This window comes from Pleionea sediminis (assembly GCF_007570825.1).
Classification (GTDB): Bacteria; Pseudomonadota; Gammaproteobacteria; order Enterobacterales; family Kangiellaceae; genus Pleionea; species Pleionea sediminis.
Map to the genome: position 1 here is coordinate 183,098 of NZ_SUNB01000005.1, position 14,646 is coordinate 197,743.

The 14,646-nt window shown below is 41.5% G+C and carries 7 protein-coding genes; 4 read left to right on the forward strand and 3 right to left on the reverse strand.

Features of this window, described 5'->3' with window-relative positions:
• The first annotated feature begins 64 nt into the window (after window positions 1–64).
• Together FAX86_RS17435 and FAX86_RS17440 are read left to right on the forward strand one after the other, a co-directional pair.
• The gene (locus FAX86_RS17435) at window positions 65–547 is read left to right on the forward strand and encodes an outer membrane beta-barrel protein (protein WP_144394761.1); all 483 of its coding nucleotides are present in this window, start codon (window positions 65–67) and stop codon (window positions 545–547) included.
• Between the two features lie 417 nt (window positions 548–964).
• A complete protein-coding gene (locus FAX86_RS17440; RefSeq protein WP_144394762.1) occupies window positions 965–4,939 on the forward strand; it encodes a cytochrome c peroxidase in 3,975 nt (1,324 codons plus the stop codon).
• A gap of 58 nt (window positions 4,940–4,997) precedes the next feature.
• Here FAX86_RS17440 and FAX86_RS17445 read toward each other — a convergent pair whose 3' ends face one another.
• Window positions 4,998–5,723, reverse strand: a complete 726-nt coding sequence (locus tag FAX86_RS17445; protein WP_144394763.1) for a class I SAM-dependent methyltransferase — start codon at window positions 5,721–5,723, stop codon at window positions 4,998–5,000.
• A 308-nt stretch (window positions 5,724–6,031) separates the two neighbouring features.
• On the opposite strand from FAX86_RS17445, the gene FAX86_RS17450 reads away from it, so the two are divergent.
• Window positions 6,032–7,162 (forward strand): HD domain-containing phosphohydrolase, encoded by a 1,131-nt coding sequence (locus FAX86_RS17450; RefSeq protein ID WP_144394764.1) that lies wholly within the window; start codon window positions 6,032–6,034, stop codon window positions 7,160–7,162.
• Window positions 7,163–7,605: 443 nt separating this feature from the next.
• Window positions 7,606–9,726 carry a M13 family metallopeptidase gene (locus FAX86_RS17455; protein ID WP_144394765.1) on the forward strand — a complete coding sequence of 707 codons (2,121 nt, stop codon included), beginning with the start codon at window positions 7,606–7,608 and terminating at the stop codon, window positions 9,724–9,726.
• 68 nt (window positions 9,727–9,794) lie between these two features.
• Here the strand turns inward: FAX86_RS17455 and FAX86_RS17460 are convergent, their stop codons facing one another.
• Together FAX86_RS17460 and FAX86_RS17465 are read right to left on the reverse strand one after the other, a co-directional pair.
• Window positions 9,795–10,793: a hypothetical protein gene (locus tag FAX86_RS17460; protein ID WP_144394766.1), complete on the reverse strand. Its 999-nt coding sequence runs from the start codon at window positions 10,791–10,793 to the stop codon at window positions 9,795–9,797.
• A gap of 354 nt (window positions 10,794–11,147) precedes the next feature.
• On the reverse strand, window positions 11,148–14,600 hold the full coding sequence (locus FAX86_RS17465) for a PKD domain-containing protein (RefSeq protein ID WP_144394767.1): 3,453 nt from the start codon (window positions 14,598–14,600) through the stop codon (window positions 11,148–11,150).
• Window positions 14,601–14,646 lie beyond the last annotated feature (46 nt).

Genomic DNA, 14,646 nt, shown 5'->3' on the forward strand with positions numbered 1-14,646 from the left:
GAATTTGCTGGCCTAGCTATTCTTACGCTTTCGAAATAAAATGAACACTTAATGGAGTAATAAAATGAATAAAAAAGTTATCGGATTGGCCTTGGCATCTTTACTTTCAGCAGGAGCGTATGCTGACAATTATGCTGGCGTAAGTTACAAAATGGTTGAAATTGATGGTGGCGGAGGGTCGGTAGAGCCAAGTGCAGTTGAAGGGAAATTTGGTAAATTATTTACTAAAAACTTTGCTGTTGAAGGAAGACTAGGAGTAGGTATCGCTGACGATGACAGCATTGATGTTGATAGTATGATTGGTGTTTTCGCTGCATATCATTTTATGCCAAAAGAAAAATTTAATCCTTATGTCATTTTGGGATATGCTCGAACTGAAGTTTCTTTTCCTGGCGGTTCAAACTCTGAGACTGATGTTTCATATGGATTTGGCGGTGATATTGCGATGAATCCTGGTTCTGCTCTTAATTTTGAGTATGTTAACTATCTCGATAAAGACGGTGTTGAAGCCACTGCAATCAGTGTTGGTTGGACTTGGAAGTTCTAATCTATCACTAAATATTAATAGGTGAAGTTGATAGAATTTTATTGGCTTCACCCATTCCAACACACAAAGCAATTAGATAAAGCCATCTTCCCACAAGTCATTTATAACCTCTCATTCTTCACGCTTTGTTTCAAATCGCCCCGATTCCTAAAACAGTAATTCTGTTCAAACTTTGAATCTCATCACGCCTTGTGTTTGAACGCCGTATCAGAATGTCTAAAAAGTATTCGTTACTATTAACTTGCAATAATAAAAATTAGCGAAAGTGAGTTTAGCTGTACCCGAAGGGAGTAATTTTTTCTTTGAGTTTGTGTGCTGGTTCACTTTTTAGCTGAATTGAAACGCACATGGCCGTGTCACTAGAGATAGTTTTTGGTTTGGACCAAGCGTTATGGATGTTAATGGCGGGTAATTAAAATGATGATAAACGGGATCATTCAACGTTTTACAATGCTTTTTAGAAAAGCGTTCTTACTTCTTTTACTAACGACTCTTCTAAGTGCTTGTGGAGGTGGGGAATCTGAAGATTCCGATACGGATAACGGCAATTCTGATGATGATACGACGGAAGTGTCTGGTAATGGTCTTTGGGCCCACAAATTCGATGGTAGTTGGACATTACTTCCCGATTTTGCCGCGCTAACTCCCGTTTCAAGCCAAATTGTTGAAACTGTAGGTACCCATGATTTAGGTGAAAGCGATTATGGGCTTGTGCTAAACGGTTTGATAACGATTGATTCCGCTGGACAATATGAATTTCATCTTAATTCTGATGATGGATCAAAACTTTATATCAACGGTCAACTGATAGCTGATAACGATGGCGCCCATGGTGCTGTTACTGTCATTTCAGATATGCTCTCTCTGGACACCGGAGATCACCAGCTTCGTATTGAATACTTTCAAGGTGGTGGATCTCAGTCGCTATCATTAAGTTATCAATTGAATGGTGGAGATGTTATCGCTGTACCACCATCGATGCTGTCGCACACCGATGACCATATTGATCCCAATTTCGGCATTGATGACGGTTCAGATGACGGCTCAGATGACGGTTCCGATGATGGTTCCGATGATGGTTCCGATGATGGTTCCGATGATGGTTCCGATGATGGTTCCGATGATGGTTCCGATGATGGTTCCGATGACGGTTCAGATGACGGTTCAGATGACGGTTCAGATGACGGTTCAGATGATGGAACCGGAGACGATCCTGATAGTTGTGATACCGATTCTCCAACCGCAACCAATAGTTTAGCGACAGAGCAACAACTTGTTGCTAATGAGTTTCTTGAGTCAACTAATGAAAATTATCGGCTTTATATGCAAGGCGATGGCAATCTGGTTCTGAGAGAACAAGCTTCGGGTAACGCCATATGGTCCTCTGGCACTCACAATCAAGATGCGGTTCGAGTTCGATTACAAGGCGATGGGAATTTAGTCATTCGCAATTCAGAGGGCGGAGCAGTTTGGTCCAGTCGAACCGCAGGTTCTGGCGCAACTTATTTGATGTTACACAACGATGGTAACTTAATTTTGCATAACGCGAGTGATGAAGCTGTTTGGCAAACCGATACTAGTGATGGCACCGAAGATTGTCCAACCGATGATTCTGGTGGTGATACAGATACGGGTTCCGATGATGATACCGGTGGCTCAGGTGATGGCACCGCAGATAGTTTGAATCGTTTCTCTTCTCCCGATGCAGCATTGTATGCACGAAATGATGATCGCCAACTTGGTTTTCCCCAAATTATAGACACTGGCTTTGGTGGTAATGGGCATTCTGTTACTTGGGATGGAAGAGTCATTGTTCGTAAACGTACTCAAGGCTGGTTCGCCACGGCATTTCGACCAGAACGCATTGCGCGCAATAGCGACGGTTCAGTGGATTTTAAACAGGGTGCTTTTGGTAGTGATTTGTTAATGCTCGCTAATGACGATGCACCAGATATGCAAATAAACTGGTTAGCTATTGTCATTGATCCTGCCGAAACTCGTGAAAATCCTTATCCTTCAGATGCCAACGGAAATTTCGCTGCAAACGGCACACATCGTACATACAAAGCACTGGTTTATCATACTTCTAAGCGAAATGGTGATAATGATCAAATGGGATTTCAACGAGCCACAATCATTGTTAGTGACGCGAATACCCGAAATGCGCAAGTATTAAGTGCAGAATTTACAACTGAATTTCAACGCTTTCAAACAACAGAAAATTTAGATTTTCGCTGTATCGAACCTTCGGCAACCATTGATGGACGATTGGTGATTTGTCAGGGACATCCAGACAATGACGGCCGAATTGATAACTTAGTTTATAGTTGGAATCATACGCCAGGTGGAGTTAACGATTGGAGCGTTCCAAAGTCAATCGCCAATATGTATTGGGATGATAAGGATACATTGGTTGATGGTCTTCCTTTCTATGTGCGCTACCCGATTGCCGAACGTCCGTTATTAGACGCGACAGGTAACGATTATAATCCAGGTGAATTAGTTAAAGGTGCTTACCCTTGGGTGAGTCGAGATGGCTCCGAGTTATTTTTCCAAGCTTCACGAGAGGGCGTAAGTGCCCGAAGAACGGCGACGACAGTAGTTGGGCGATGGACAGGTTGGACTTTTCGACATATTGATGGGCCAATCAATCCAATGCGCGGTAAAAGCCGACTCTTCTTATCTTCTCCAGGAGCTTTTACGACCATGTGGGCTCCGTTCAAAGACGTCGATGATTTGAAAATTCCTTATTCTTTACGGGGACCGGTCTATCCAATTATTGGAAGTAACTCGCGTGATTATTCTGAAGTAGGATTCAACGATTATCTCGACGGCAATTTTATTCTTTATTATGGAATGAATGAGCAAGTCAATCGTGCCGGAAGTTATCAAGTTAATAAAACCAATGATACGTCGGGCAACTTTAATAATGGGGAGTTAATTGGCGCAAAATTTCCGCTTGAGTTTAATGAGCAAGATGAAATTGTTGGCCGTTATGGACAGGCGATTTATTTTAACGGCGGTGACTATATCCAGGTAACAAAAAATAGAGGTTGGAGTTCTTTAGCGAATGGCTTCACTATCGACTTTTGGGTAAAGAAAGTTAATGGTAGTGGTACAATTCAATTATTTAATATGCAAGATGGAATTTCGGTATCGCTTGCCAATGGTAGCAATTTAAAGGCTGAAATATGGGATTCTGAAGGTAGCTCTCAACGATTAACTGGTCCATCGATAACCACCAACGAATGGCAACATGTTGCATTAACTTTTGATGCAACAACAAAGGAAATGAAACTTTATTTAAATGGCATGACTCGTGCCGAACAAATTGCATCTAATTTTGGGGCGTTAAACACTACCGGACAAGTCAGAGTTGGTCCTCAGAACTCAAGTGGCTTGTTACTATTAGATGAAGTGAAAGTGTCGAATGTTAAGCGTTTAAACTATGAAATTGGTTACTATGCAAACGTAGATATTCATAGTGAAGCGAGTTCCACTCTTAAGGCAATGATTCCCTCGCATTTGCAGTCATTAAGCGGGCAGGCTATTTCAATCGACAATTTCAGTGAATCAGCAGCGGAGTTAGGTGAAGATTTATTTAATGACGTTATGCTGTCTAAAAATCGAGAGACTTCATGCGCAACCTGTCATGATCCAGAAAGAAACTTTACCGATGGACTCGCAATTGCTGAGGGCAATGAACCAACGGATGCTGGTGTTAGAAATACGCCAACTTTATTAAACCGATTGTTTTCGACATTTCAAGGTTGGAGTGGAAGTGCGGGTAGTTTAGATCGACAAGCGTCAATACCCATTCAGGCTGAGCATGAAATGAACTTACCGATGAATGAATTGATTTCACGTTTAAGCACAGAAGGTGAGTATGCATCGCGTTTTCAAAGTGTTTTTGGTGAAGGACCGAGCGAACAAACGATCAATTCTGCTTTAGCGAGTTTCCAGGCGATTCAGTTTTCGCCAAGAACTCGCGTTGATGATTTTAAAGCTGGTGATCGTTCTGCATTAACTGATTCAGAATACCGAGGTTTCTTGTTATTTGAAGGTAAAGCGCGTTGCAGTGGTTGTCACTCCGGTGATAACTTTACCGATGAAAGTTTTCGTAGTACAGGTCTGGTAACGAGCGATGATATTGGTCGCGCTGAAATGACGTCTCGAGATCGCGATTTCAAATTATTTAAAGTGCCGACTTTAAGAGGTATCAGCCAAACTGCGCCTTACATGCATAATGGTAGCATTGCGACTTTACGAGAAGTGCTTGATGCCTATAATGAGGGCTCAAATGAGCAGGTCGTAATCGATACCGATATTAAGCCATTAGAACTGACCGACAGTGAAATCACTGACTTGCTCAACTTCTTGAATGCTTTGTAAGCTTGAGTTTTCTAGTGAGAAGAAGGCCCGTATAGCGGGCCTTTTTAGTGGCTGGTTTTTAACCTTTTACAAAAACATAAACGAAGCGATTGGTTTTTCTGCGCAAATCTTTTTCAAAAACACTGACGTTCATGGGGTCGTTTGTATTAACTAATACATCGGAAGAATTTATTAGTTTAAATCCACTTTCTTCTAGTTGTTTTCTCGCAAAAACGCTTTCGATGCGATGCAGGTTTTGAGCGTCGTTTTTGCCACGTCCTGGTAAACTCTCATGATCGATAATTAATAGCTTTCCGCCAGGTTTTAATGCTTTATAAAGTTGAGGAATCGCTTTATCAAAAGTCACGTCCCAGCCGTTATCTTTATAAAATAAATCGTGAAAGCCTAAAACAAAAAAGACACTGTCATATTTGGCGCTTCCTAACTTAAAATTATCGACCTCACTGATTATTTTAGAAACATTATTAAGTCGATTGTTTGCTAGCCTTTTTTCGAGCTCTTTACCAATATAGGGTAGGTAGGCTTTATTGTTATGAAGTGTCACAGAGCCGGATGGTCCAACTGCTCGAGAAATCAATTCTGAGTAGTAACCTCCACCACCAAGAAAATCGAGTACCGAGTCACCAGGTTTAACTCCAACCAGTTCAATGATTTTCTCAGGATGGCTTGTTTTGTCGCGAGTTAAATCTTCTGGAGAGCGGAGAGTTAAATCAATGGCTGAAGCATTAACGGCGGCGAAGAGCAAGACCAATACTAAAGGAGAGAGGCGTTTAGATTTTTTCATGTAGAATCCTCGGTAAGTGAATTTGAAGTGATTCTACTCGATATCATCTTTTCCTGATCTTTAATAAAGCCTCATAGATGTAACCAGGTATTAGACTATTTAAATTTTATTCAATCTAGAATGAGCATCTATTTATAATAAATCAGTCACTTAGCTGTCGTTTTTAATGCTGATATCGAATTGGGCTATGGAACGGGATGAGTTTGAATCTCGGTCATCTAGAGTGACGCGAAAACATTAATTTTTCAGTGTTTGATATAATGTTCGTCTAAACTAAAGGTTACTCTTGGCATTCCATGGAGACGCCTATGAATCGAAAGCAGGAGTCGCTTCAAGCTTTATCCCAAAGCGGAACGGTCAATGAAAAATTATCCGTTCTACATAAGACAGTGAAAGAACAACATCCGTTTGTAGCTAGAATTGCTGTTGCTTTGTACGATACTTCAACGGGAAGTGTTCGAACGTTTGCTTATAGTAGTGATGATAGAACACCGTTAAAGCATTATGAGACTCAATTGGAAAACTGTCATTCGTTAAAAAAAGTGGCCGAATCAAAATCGCCACGTGTAATAAATGACTTAACTACTTATCAGTTGGATTCTAAAAATGAACATTCTAAAACGTTAGTGAATGCTGGGTTCGAGTCCAGCTATACGTTACCTATGATTTGGGAAAATTATTTTTTCGGATTTATTTTCTTTAATGCTAAAGAGAAAAACGTATTCCATGATCGAGTATTATCTGACTTAGATATGATTGGACATATGATTACGTTGATAGTGTTTAACGAACGTTCCAGGGTAAGAACATTATTAGCAACCATTAAATCCGCTTTAGATATTACCCACTCAAGGGATCCAGAGACGGGAAATCATATTGAGCGAATGTCACGTTATGCAAGAATAATTGCCAGAGAAGTGGCTGTACAATATCAATTGGACGATGCTTTTGTTGAACATGTCTACTTGTTTGCACCATTGCACGATATTGGCAAAGTTAAAATACCAGATAGTATCTTGCTGAAGAATGATAAATTAACTGAGAGTGAATTTGAAGTTATGCGAACGCACTCAGAGGCTGGCAAAAAGCTCGTGGAGAAGTTACTTGATAATTATGGACTATCCGGCGTAACCCACATTGATATGCTGAAAAATATTGTACTTTACCATCATGAAGCGATTGACGGATCGGGCTACCCTAGCCACTTAAAAGGATCGCAAATACCGCTCGAGTCGAGAGTCGTCACTGTAGCCGACATTTTTGATGCACTCACCAGTGAGCGTCCCTATAAAAAAGCATGGACTAATGACGAAGCTTTTAAAAAGTTAGATGAGTTAGCAAAAGATAAAGTGGATCCTGACTGTGTTGCAGCTTTAAAAAAGCATCGTGATAAAGTGGAACAGATTCAAAAACATTTTCAGGAAAATCCTTTCGGTTAAAGATTGTTTTTAGCATGATTAAAACGGATTATATGCCTGACTGACTTTTCACTTCTAACTGTAAATCATATTAATGTGTTTTAGATTTGTTTACCTTTGCCTGGTGAAAAATCAATCTCTCTGGTTATACGATCCGCAATGAAACCGTAAGCGATTTGTAAGTAAGTTTGTTGTTGATCGTTCTCTGAAGACCAAATACTCGCAATTTAGATTCTCCTGATATTCAATTAACCTATTGAAAAATAACAATAATTGTAAGTGGTAAGATGAGGTCAGTTAGCTTATCAATTGGAAATCAAAATAAAACCCCCATTTCATAATCCCTTTAAGAAGAAATTCTGTTTGCAATTCTTGGCAAGTTTTTTACCATTTTACGAGATTTTTTAGTATGGTATGCGGTCAAAATAATTTGTACATGAAGTTTAGGTTTATCAGGAGGTAAGATGAGAAAGTCATTAGTAGCGCTGGGTGTAGCCGCCGCTCTTGGATTAACAGCTTGCAGTCAATCAGATGATTCGTCTGATGAGAGTGTGGCAAAAGCGAAAAGCGTTAAAACCGTCCCAGAAAAAGCTGATTCAAAAACAAAAACGGAAGACTCTCAAGGCAAGGCCGAGATGGGAAGTTTCGGTGTCGAGTTAGATGCTCGAGACTTAAGTGTTAAGCCGGGTGACGATTTCTTTATGTATGCTGGCGGAACCTGGTATAAAAACTTTGAAATGCCCGCGGATAAAACTCGATTTGGAGCTTTCGATAAACTGGCCGATCGCAGTGAAGCGCAAGTCAAAGCCATAATTGATGATCTTGCCGATAAAAAAGATCTCAAGGGTGAGGCGAAGTTAGTAGCTGATTTTTATAATGCTTATATGGATGTCGAAGCCATCAATAAAAAAGGTATTACTCCTATTAAGCCGGTTTTAGATTCCATTACTAACATCAAAGATGTTGCTGGTTTAACCTCAACGTTCGGAAAAGCTTGGTTGGAGAATAGCGAGTCTCCACTGTCTGGCGGTATGTGGTTTAATCGTAAAAATCCTGATCAATATCAGTTCACTTTAGGAGCAAGTGGTTTAGGAATGCCAGATCGCTCTTATTATTTGGAAGACGGTGAGCGTTTCGCAAAATACAGAGATGAATATGTAAAACACATCGCTCAAATGCTTGAGTTTGCTGGTGAAGACAAAGCTCAAGAAAAAGCTCAAGCTATTTTAGATTTGGAAACAAAAATAGCAGAAGCACATTGGCCACGAGAAAAACGTCGAGACCGAGATTTAACTCTGAATCAATTTGATCGTTCTGAGTTTGAAAAAGAATTTTCAGGATTTGACTGGAGTGCCTTTTTTAAATCATCGGGCTTTAAAATTCCTCATATCAATGTCTCTCAGCCAGAGCCAGTAAAGAAAGTTATAGAGCTCATTAATAATGAGCCGCTGGACGTTTGGAAAAGCTATTTGACGTATCACACGATCAGTAATAATGCGTCACTATTGTCTGAAGATATTTACAAAACAAACTTTGAATTCTTCGGAAAAACGTTACGCGGTCAACAAGAACCTCGTCCTCGATGGAAACGGGCTATCAGTCAAATGTCGGGAACCGAGTCACTCGGATTTGCAATTGGCAAAGTTTATGTCGATCGTTATTTTCCTGAGTCATCGAAAGAACAAATGTCTGAGCTTGTCGAAAATCTTCGGACTGCTTTAGGTGAGCGTATTGAAAACTTGGACTGGATGGGAGAGGAAACTAAAGTTAATGCGCTGGAGAAGCTAAAAGCATTCCGCCCTAAAATTGGCTATCCTGACGAGTGGCCTTCGCTTGATGGATTAGAAATTACATCTTCGGATTTAATGAAGAATGTTCGTAATTTAAGACAGTTTTTCCAGGAGAAAGAAGTTGCACGTGAGTTAGAAAAAACGGATCGAGAGCGTTGGGGTATGGTGCCGCAACGAGTGAATGCCTACTATAACAGTTCATTCAACGAGATTGTTTTTCCTGCTGCAATATTACAGCCTCCGTTTTTCGATCCGAATGCTGATCCTGCGGTGAACTACGGTGCGATCGGTGCTGTGATAGGTCACGAAATGGGACACGGTTTTGATGATCAAGGCTCTAAATCGGACGCGAAAGGTATTCAAAGAAATTGGTGGACGGACGAAGATCGTGCCGCGTTTGAGAAAAAGGCAGATATGCTAGCTGAGCAATACAGCCAATATGAGCCTATCGAAGGTAATTTTGTGAATGGCCGTAATAGTTTGGGTGAGAATATCGGAGATGTCGGTGGGCTTTCAATGGCCTATCATGCTTATAAACTCAGTTTGAATGGCAAAGAAGCACCGGTTATTGAAGGGCTTACTGGTGATCAACGTTTCTTCCTTGCTTGGGCGCAAGTATGGCGAGAAAAACGAACAGAAGAATCTATGCTTTCGCAATTGCGAGCGGGAACGCATGCTCCTGGGCGTTTTAGAGCTCTAGCGCCACGTAATCACGATGCCTGGTATAAAGCATTTGATGTTAAACCAGAAGATGATTTGTACTTACCACCCGAGAAACGCGTAAAAATTTGGTAATTTAAATGTGCAATAAAAAAGCCGGCATATGCCGGCTTTTTTATTGGACGAAATGAATCGTTGGTCAATTACATATTGTCGAGTTGATTGACAATTTGATTGTACTCTTTGCCTTTAATTTGATCTTTGTATTGTTGAACCAGTTGATTGCGCTTTCTCATTGAAAGACGAGACGCTAAATTGCGGCCCATATCGGCGATATGGAAGAAATAGTTTCGACCTGAAATACGGTCGTAAACAATGTAAGTACAACTTCCACGTGTGTATCCAAATGACGCATCATCTTTTGGCTGTAATTCGATGAGTGATTTCATTGCGACATCGTTATTGACTTCAGATTTCTCTACACCGTCTTTGCGAATGATAATGTCATCACATCGGCCTGTAGGGTAGCGCAATTGAATATTTCTTGATATGTAGCTATTCGCTTGGCTGCCTAACTCGGTTAGTTTTTGATGCAAAGAGTTCGCAATGGCAACAACATAAGCATGATCAATTTCACCCTGCAATTCTTTTTCAACAAAAACAGCAATTGTTAATGCCGCTGCTAACGAATAGCTGCCTGTCAGTAAGTAGGCATTGTCATTATAACTATCACGATAGGCGCGATGGTTTTTCAATGAGGTTGCATAATTAATTAACAGTGGAAGAATCGACAAGTCAGGTGAATCGTCTTGTGCAGATGCATTGTAATATTCCATCATGTCTTGAAATGAGAGCAGTTCACTTTTCGCATCTTCGACATCGCTGGTTAAAACAACTTCGCGAACAATATTTTCGATTTGTTGTAATGATTGCTCATGCAATAAAACGTAGTCAGGGCCGCCAGATCCAAACAGTGCGTCTTTAATAAATGATTTAACGCCATTAACAATAGCGCTTTTTGCTCCGGATAAAATCCAACCGCCAACTGTTGACATGGTAATGGGATCAACAACTGATTGTTGTTCCATCAAAACATGATTGACACTGTGTTTTTCAGTGGCGATCTCTGGAACTTCTTCAAGTTTTTTTGCAGAAGTTAGTGTACTAAAAACTAAAGCAGAACAAACCAATAAATGTTTCATAATTAAAAATCTCCTTTAAAAATAAGAATAAAAAATGCACATTGATTTATCTAATCGTCCGTAACGTGCAGGCTGCAATCTATTGATCTCTTTCGATCAACTCAATATCAAAAGGTTAAAATACGGAGCAAGTTCATCAATAAGTGCTTATATATGTCTAAAGGAGATATTGGTGAGTTCAAATATAAACCAAGTTTATACTGAGCTTTGATTTTAAGAATAAGAGAAGTGTTAATAAAGGATGAAAGAATAAACAATTAACAAAGAAAGGATACTTTAAAAATTAAAAATTAATTGTTTTGCGTATAAAAAAAAGCCCGCTTTTGCGGGCTTTAAATCTGTATTAGCTTAGTACTATTTGGTTTTTCGTAGAAGTCTTGTTAAACCTAACAAGAGTATCGATCCAAATGCGAGTGAACCGCCGCCAGAGCCGCCGCCACTGCGTTTGTTTTTAACCGTTACGGTTACTTGCGCCGTGCTTGAACCACCCTTACTGTCGCTAACCGTTACTTCAAATCCAAGTGTTGAATCTGCAGTGACACTCGGAGCAGTAAACGTAGCAAGTGCCGAGTTAGCGTTTTGTAAAGTGACATTGGTTCCACTGGTTTGAGCCCAGCTGAAAGTTAATTGATCGCCATCGGGGTCACTACTTGAAGAAGCGTTGAGCGTAACGGTTCCGCGTTCGTCAACTTCGATTGATGCATTGGCAACTTGAGCAACCGGTAATTGATTTTGCTTATCAACGGTTACAGTAACCTGCTGGGTATTTGAAGCACCTGAAGGATCTGAGACGGTAACTTCAAAAATGAAGTCTGTTGCTTCATCCACACTTGGTGCAGTAAAGCTTGCTTGAGCCGTTGTTGCATTTTCAAGAGTGATGGTATCACCACTAATTTGCGTCCAACTGAAAGTTAAATCATCGCCATCAGGATCGCTACTGGGTGAAGCATCAAGCGTCACGTTTTCGCCTTCTTCAACACTGAGTGATGACTCGGTAACTTCAGCCACAGGAACTTGATTAATGTCGTTAATCGTTACTGTGACTTGAGCGGTACTGCTACCTCCGAAGCCGTCAGATACGGTAACTTCAAATACAGCCTCAGATGTATCGCTAACGGTTGGTGCGGTAAAGTTGGCAACGGCGCTATTCGCATTTTCAAGCGTGATTGTGTCACCGCTGATTTGAGTCCATGAGAAAGACAGCGCGTGTCCTTCAGCATCAGTACTGCCCGAAGCATCTAAGGATACAGACTCACCTTCGTCAACTGTAATGCTATCGGCAGCAAGATCGACGACGGGTGCTGTATTTTCAGCATCGATACAGGTAGTTTCACCGGCAAGGTTTATTGCCCATGAATTGATGGTTCCGGTATCTTGTCCTGCGCCATCAACAACACTCAATGTCCATTCACCAGCCAACGTTTTTCCTTCGAAGGCAGCTAACGATTCTGCAGCATCGAAATCGCCAGGAATGTTACCGATAATATCATCGGCAGAACCACCAGAAGGACTACGTAGAAGAACTGAAGTATCATCGGGACCAGTCAGTCTTATTGTCAGATCGCCAATCCAGGTATGGCTGATGTTTAAATCAATGGAGAATGAGTCTGCATCGATTGTTTGATCGCCAGTATCAAATGTGATGGTCGAAGTTACGCCATCAGGATCATTGTCTGGGATACTCGTCGCAGTTTCGTTGGTTTCTGTCACTGTGGCCGTTTGACCGGTTGGTAATTGATAGTTAGCCAATAAACTTTCTGCTGTACCATTGGCGGTATATTCAACGTTAAGGGCTAAGTCGATTGGTGCACCACAAACATGGTTTGCCGGCACAGACACTTCAAACAGTGACGTGTTGTTGGCAGTTTCTCCGGCACTTAAATCTGGGTATCCGCTTTCTGAAACTGGAATTTCGATATTGGCTGTTGTGCTCGATAAGGTGCCTGTGACATTGGTAATATCAAATTGACCGATATTTTCCATTGGGATTTGCACGTTAAATGTTTCGCCCGGATCAATGTCACCATCGTTGCCGGTATTAGAAACAACCAGCTCACCTTCTGCCAGGAATGACTCGAGAATACTCACTTGTCGGAATTTGGCACTTAACACTTGAGCGTGTGGACCATCGGGAAAGAGTGTTGCTGCCGTGGCAACTGTTTCTCCGGCCAGGTCACGCATTTTTAATCCAGAACCTAATCCGAATTGTGCTTCGAGAATAATTTGATCGACTTCTTCTCGAGTTTGGCCCTGGTTAATGAGCTCGATTAACGACTGGAATAATGGCGTCGACCAAAGCTCATCTCCCAGTTCACCATTGACGGTTGCATGAGCGCCGTAATTTTGTGAATGGTCATAAGTGAAGCCAGTTTGATCCATAACGCGGCCGGCCCAGCAGCTGCTGTGACCATCCCAGGTGAAAACCCAATTTGGATTAAAGGTTGGCCCATTAGCAGTACTGTAACTGTAAGAGCCGGCCCAGTAATCTCCAAAGCCTTCACCCATGGCACCCGTGTCACCGCCTGACCAGTTACTGTTAATGGAGTGATTGATAGCGTGACCGTATTCGTGAAGGATTACATCGGCATCTTCGTTATCGTCGACACAGCCGTGACCAAAAGCCATTCGGTTAGCACCGGGTTGGAAATAGGAGTTGTCATCGCCATTGGCACCATTCGCGTCTGCGACAATGGCACCTTCTTGAATGCCTGAATCGCCAGTAAAGCCAAGTGATTGCATGTACCGTTGATTTTGGTCAACGTGGAAGTAGGTCATGACGTCATTAAAGGCGACATCACCTCGTTTCTGATCCCAGTTACCCGTCGTTGAAGTGCTAGGGGCCGATGTCGGCGAATCCCAATCTTCGATGGAAACCCATGGGCCCTGTAAGCTATAGGTGCCATCGGCTAAAGTAATGTCTTCTAATGTTCGTGTTACGTAGGCTGCGTCAAAAGCAGAATCGGGTGAAGTATCAACAAGAGAACCATCGTTTAATGTTGTGCGTGGATCGGGATCAAATACCAAGGCACTTCCGGTTGCCATGACACCTTGTTTTTGAGTTTTTTGAGCCGTTTTTGCTTGAAACTGACTCAGAGCTGTTGTGAAGGAAACAGCTGCTTTATTGTGTTTAAACTGCCATTTTTTGTCTTTTGCATTGGCACTTTTGTCGATCGGCAAATCGGTTCGATATACCTGGATAAGCTTTCCAGTATTCGCATTAATGATTTGCTCCCATTCTCCGCGAGGTGCGGTTGCATTGATGCGAGTCACGTAAACTAACTCGAGACGCTGGCCAACTGGTAGGTAAACGAGTTCTGCTTTGGGCTCAGCTTGTAACTCACCATTGGATTGTAAGTTTTGCCAACTCAGTTCAAGAGAGCGATTGGCTGATAACGTTGATTTCGACTTTTGAGGTGCACTTTTGTAAGGATAAAGGTTATTAAACACTCTAACTTTTGACGCATCGCTATTGTCTATTGAAACGATAAGCTCACCACGCCAAACCGGAATTCCATTAACTTTTTGCTGATAGTGGTAGTGCGTTGCGGTTAAACTTTTTTTCGTTTTGTACAAAGAGACTTGGTTTAACAGTTCATTCAGTTCACCGTGAAGTTTGGAGCCTTGGATGGCGGATAATGGATTGTTGAGGTGTTTGTGATTATTGAGTTTGAAGTGAACGATTTTGCTGCTTTGACGGTGGTCGGTGTGTTCTGAAAGACTTTGTTCGGCCAAGGCTAGAGTAGAGCCAGATGCGAGTAGCGTCGATAGAATTACCTTCGACAAGGTGTTCTTCTTAAAGTGTCCCATTTTAGGTCCTTACATTTTTATACGAATTTTTAGAGTTGTAAGCGCA

Bases quoted from the DNA above. Each gene is read 5' to 3' on its own strand.
- FAX86_RS17435 (WP_144394761.1), top strand. From the start codon at position 65: ATGAATAAAAAAGTTATCGGATTGGCCTTGGCATCTTTACTTTCAGCA.
- FAX86_RS17440 (WP_144394762.1), top strand. From the start codon at position 965: ATGATGATAAACGGGATCATTCAACGTTTTACAATGCTTTTTAGAAAA.
- FAX86_RS17445 (WP_144394763.1), bottom strand. From the start codon at position 5,723: ATGAAAAAATCTAAACGCCTCTCTCCTTTAGTATTGGTCTTGCTCTTC.
- FAX86_RS17450 (WP_144394764.1), top strand. From the start codon at position 6,032: ATGAATCGAAAGCAGGAGTCGCTTCAAGCTTTATCCCAAAGCGGAACG.
- FAX86_RS17455 (WP_144394765.1), top strand. From the start codon at position 7,606: ATGAGAAAGTCATTAGTAGCGCTGGGTGTAGCCGCCGCTCTTGGATTA.
- FAX86_RS17460 (WP_144394766.1), bottom strand. From the start codon at position 10,793: ATGAAACATTTATTGGTTTGTTCTGCTTTAGTTTTTAGTACACTAACT.
- FAX86_RS17465 (WP_144394767.1), bottom strand. From the start codon at position 14,600: ATGGGACACTTTAAGAAGAACACCTTGTCGAAGGTAATTCTATCGACG.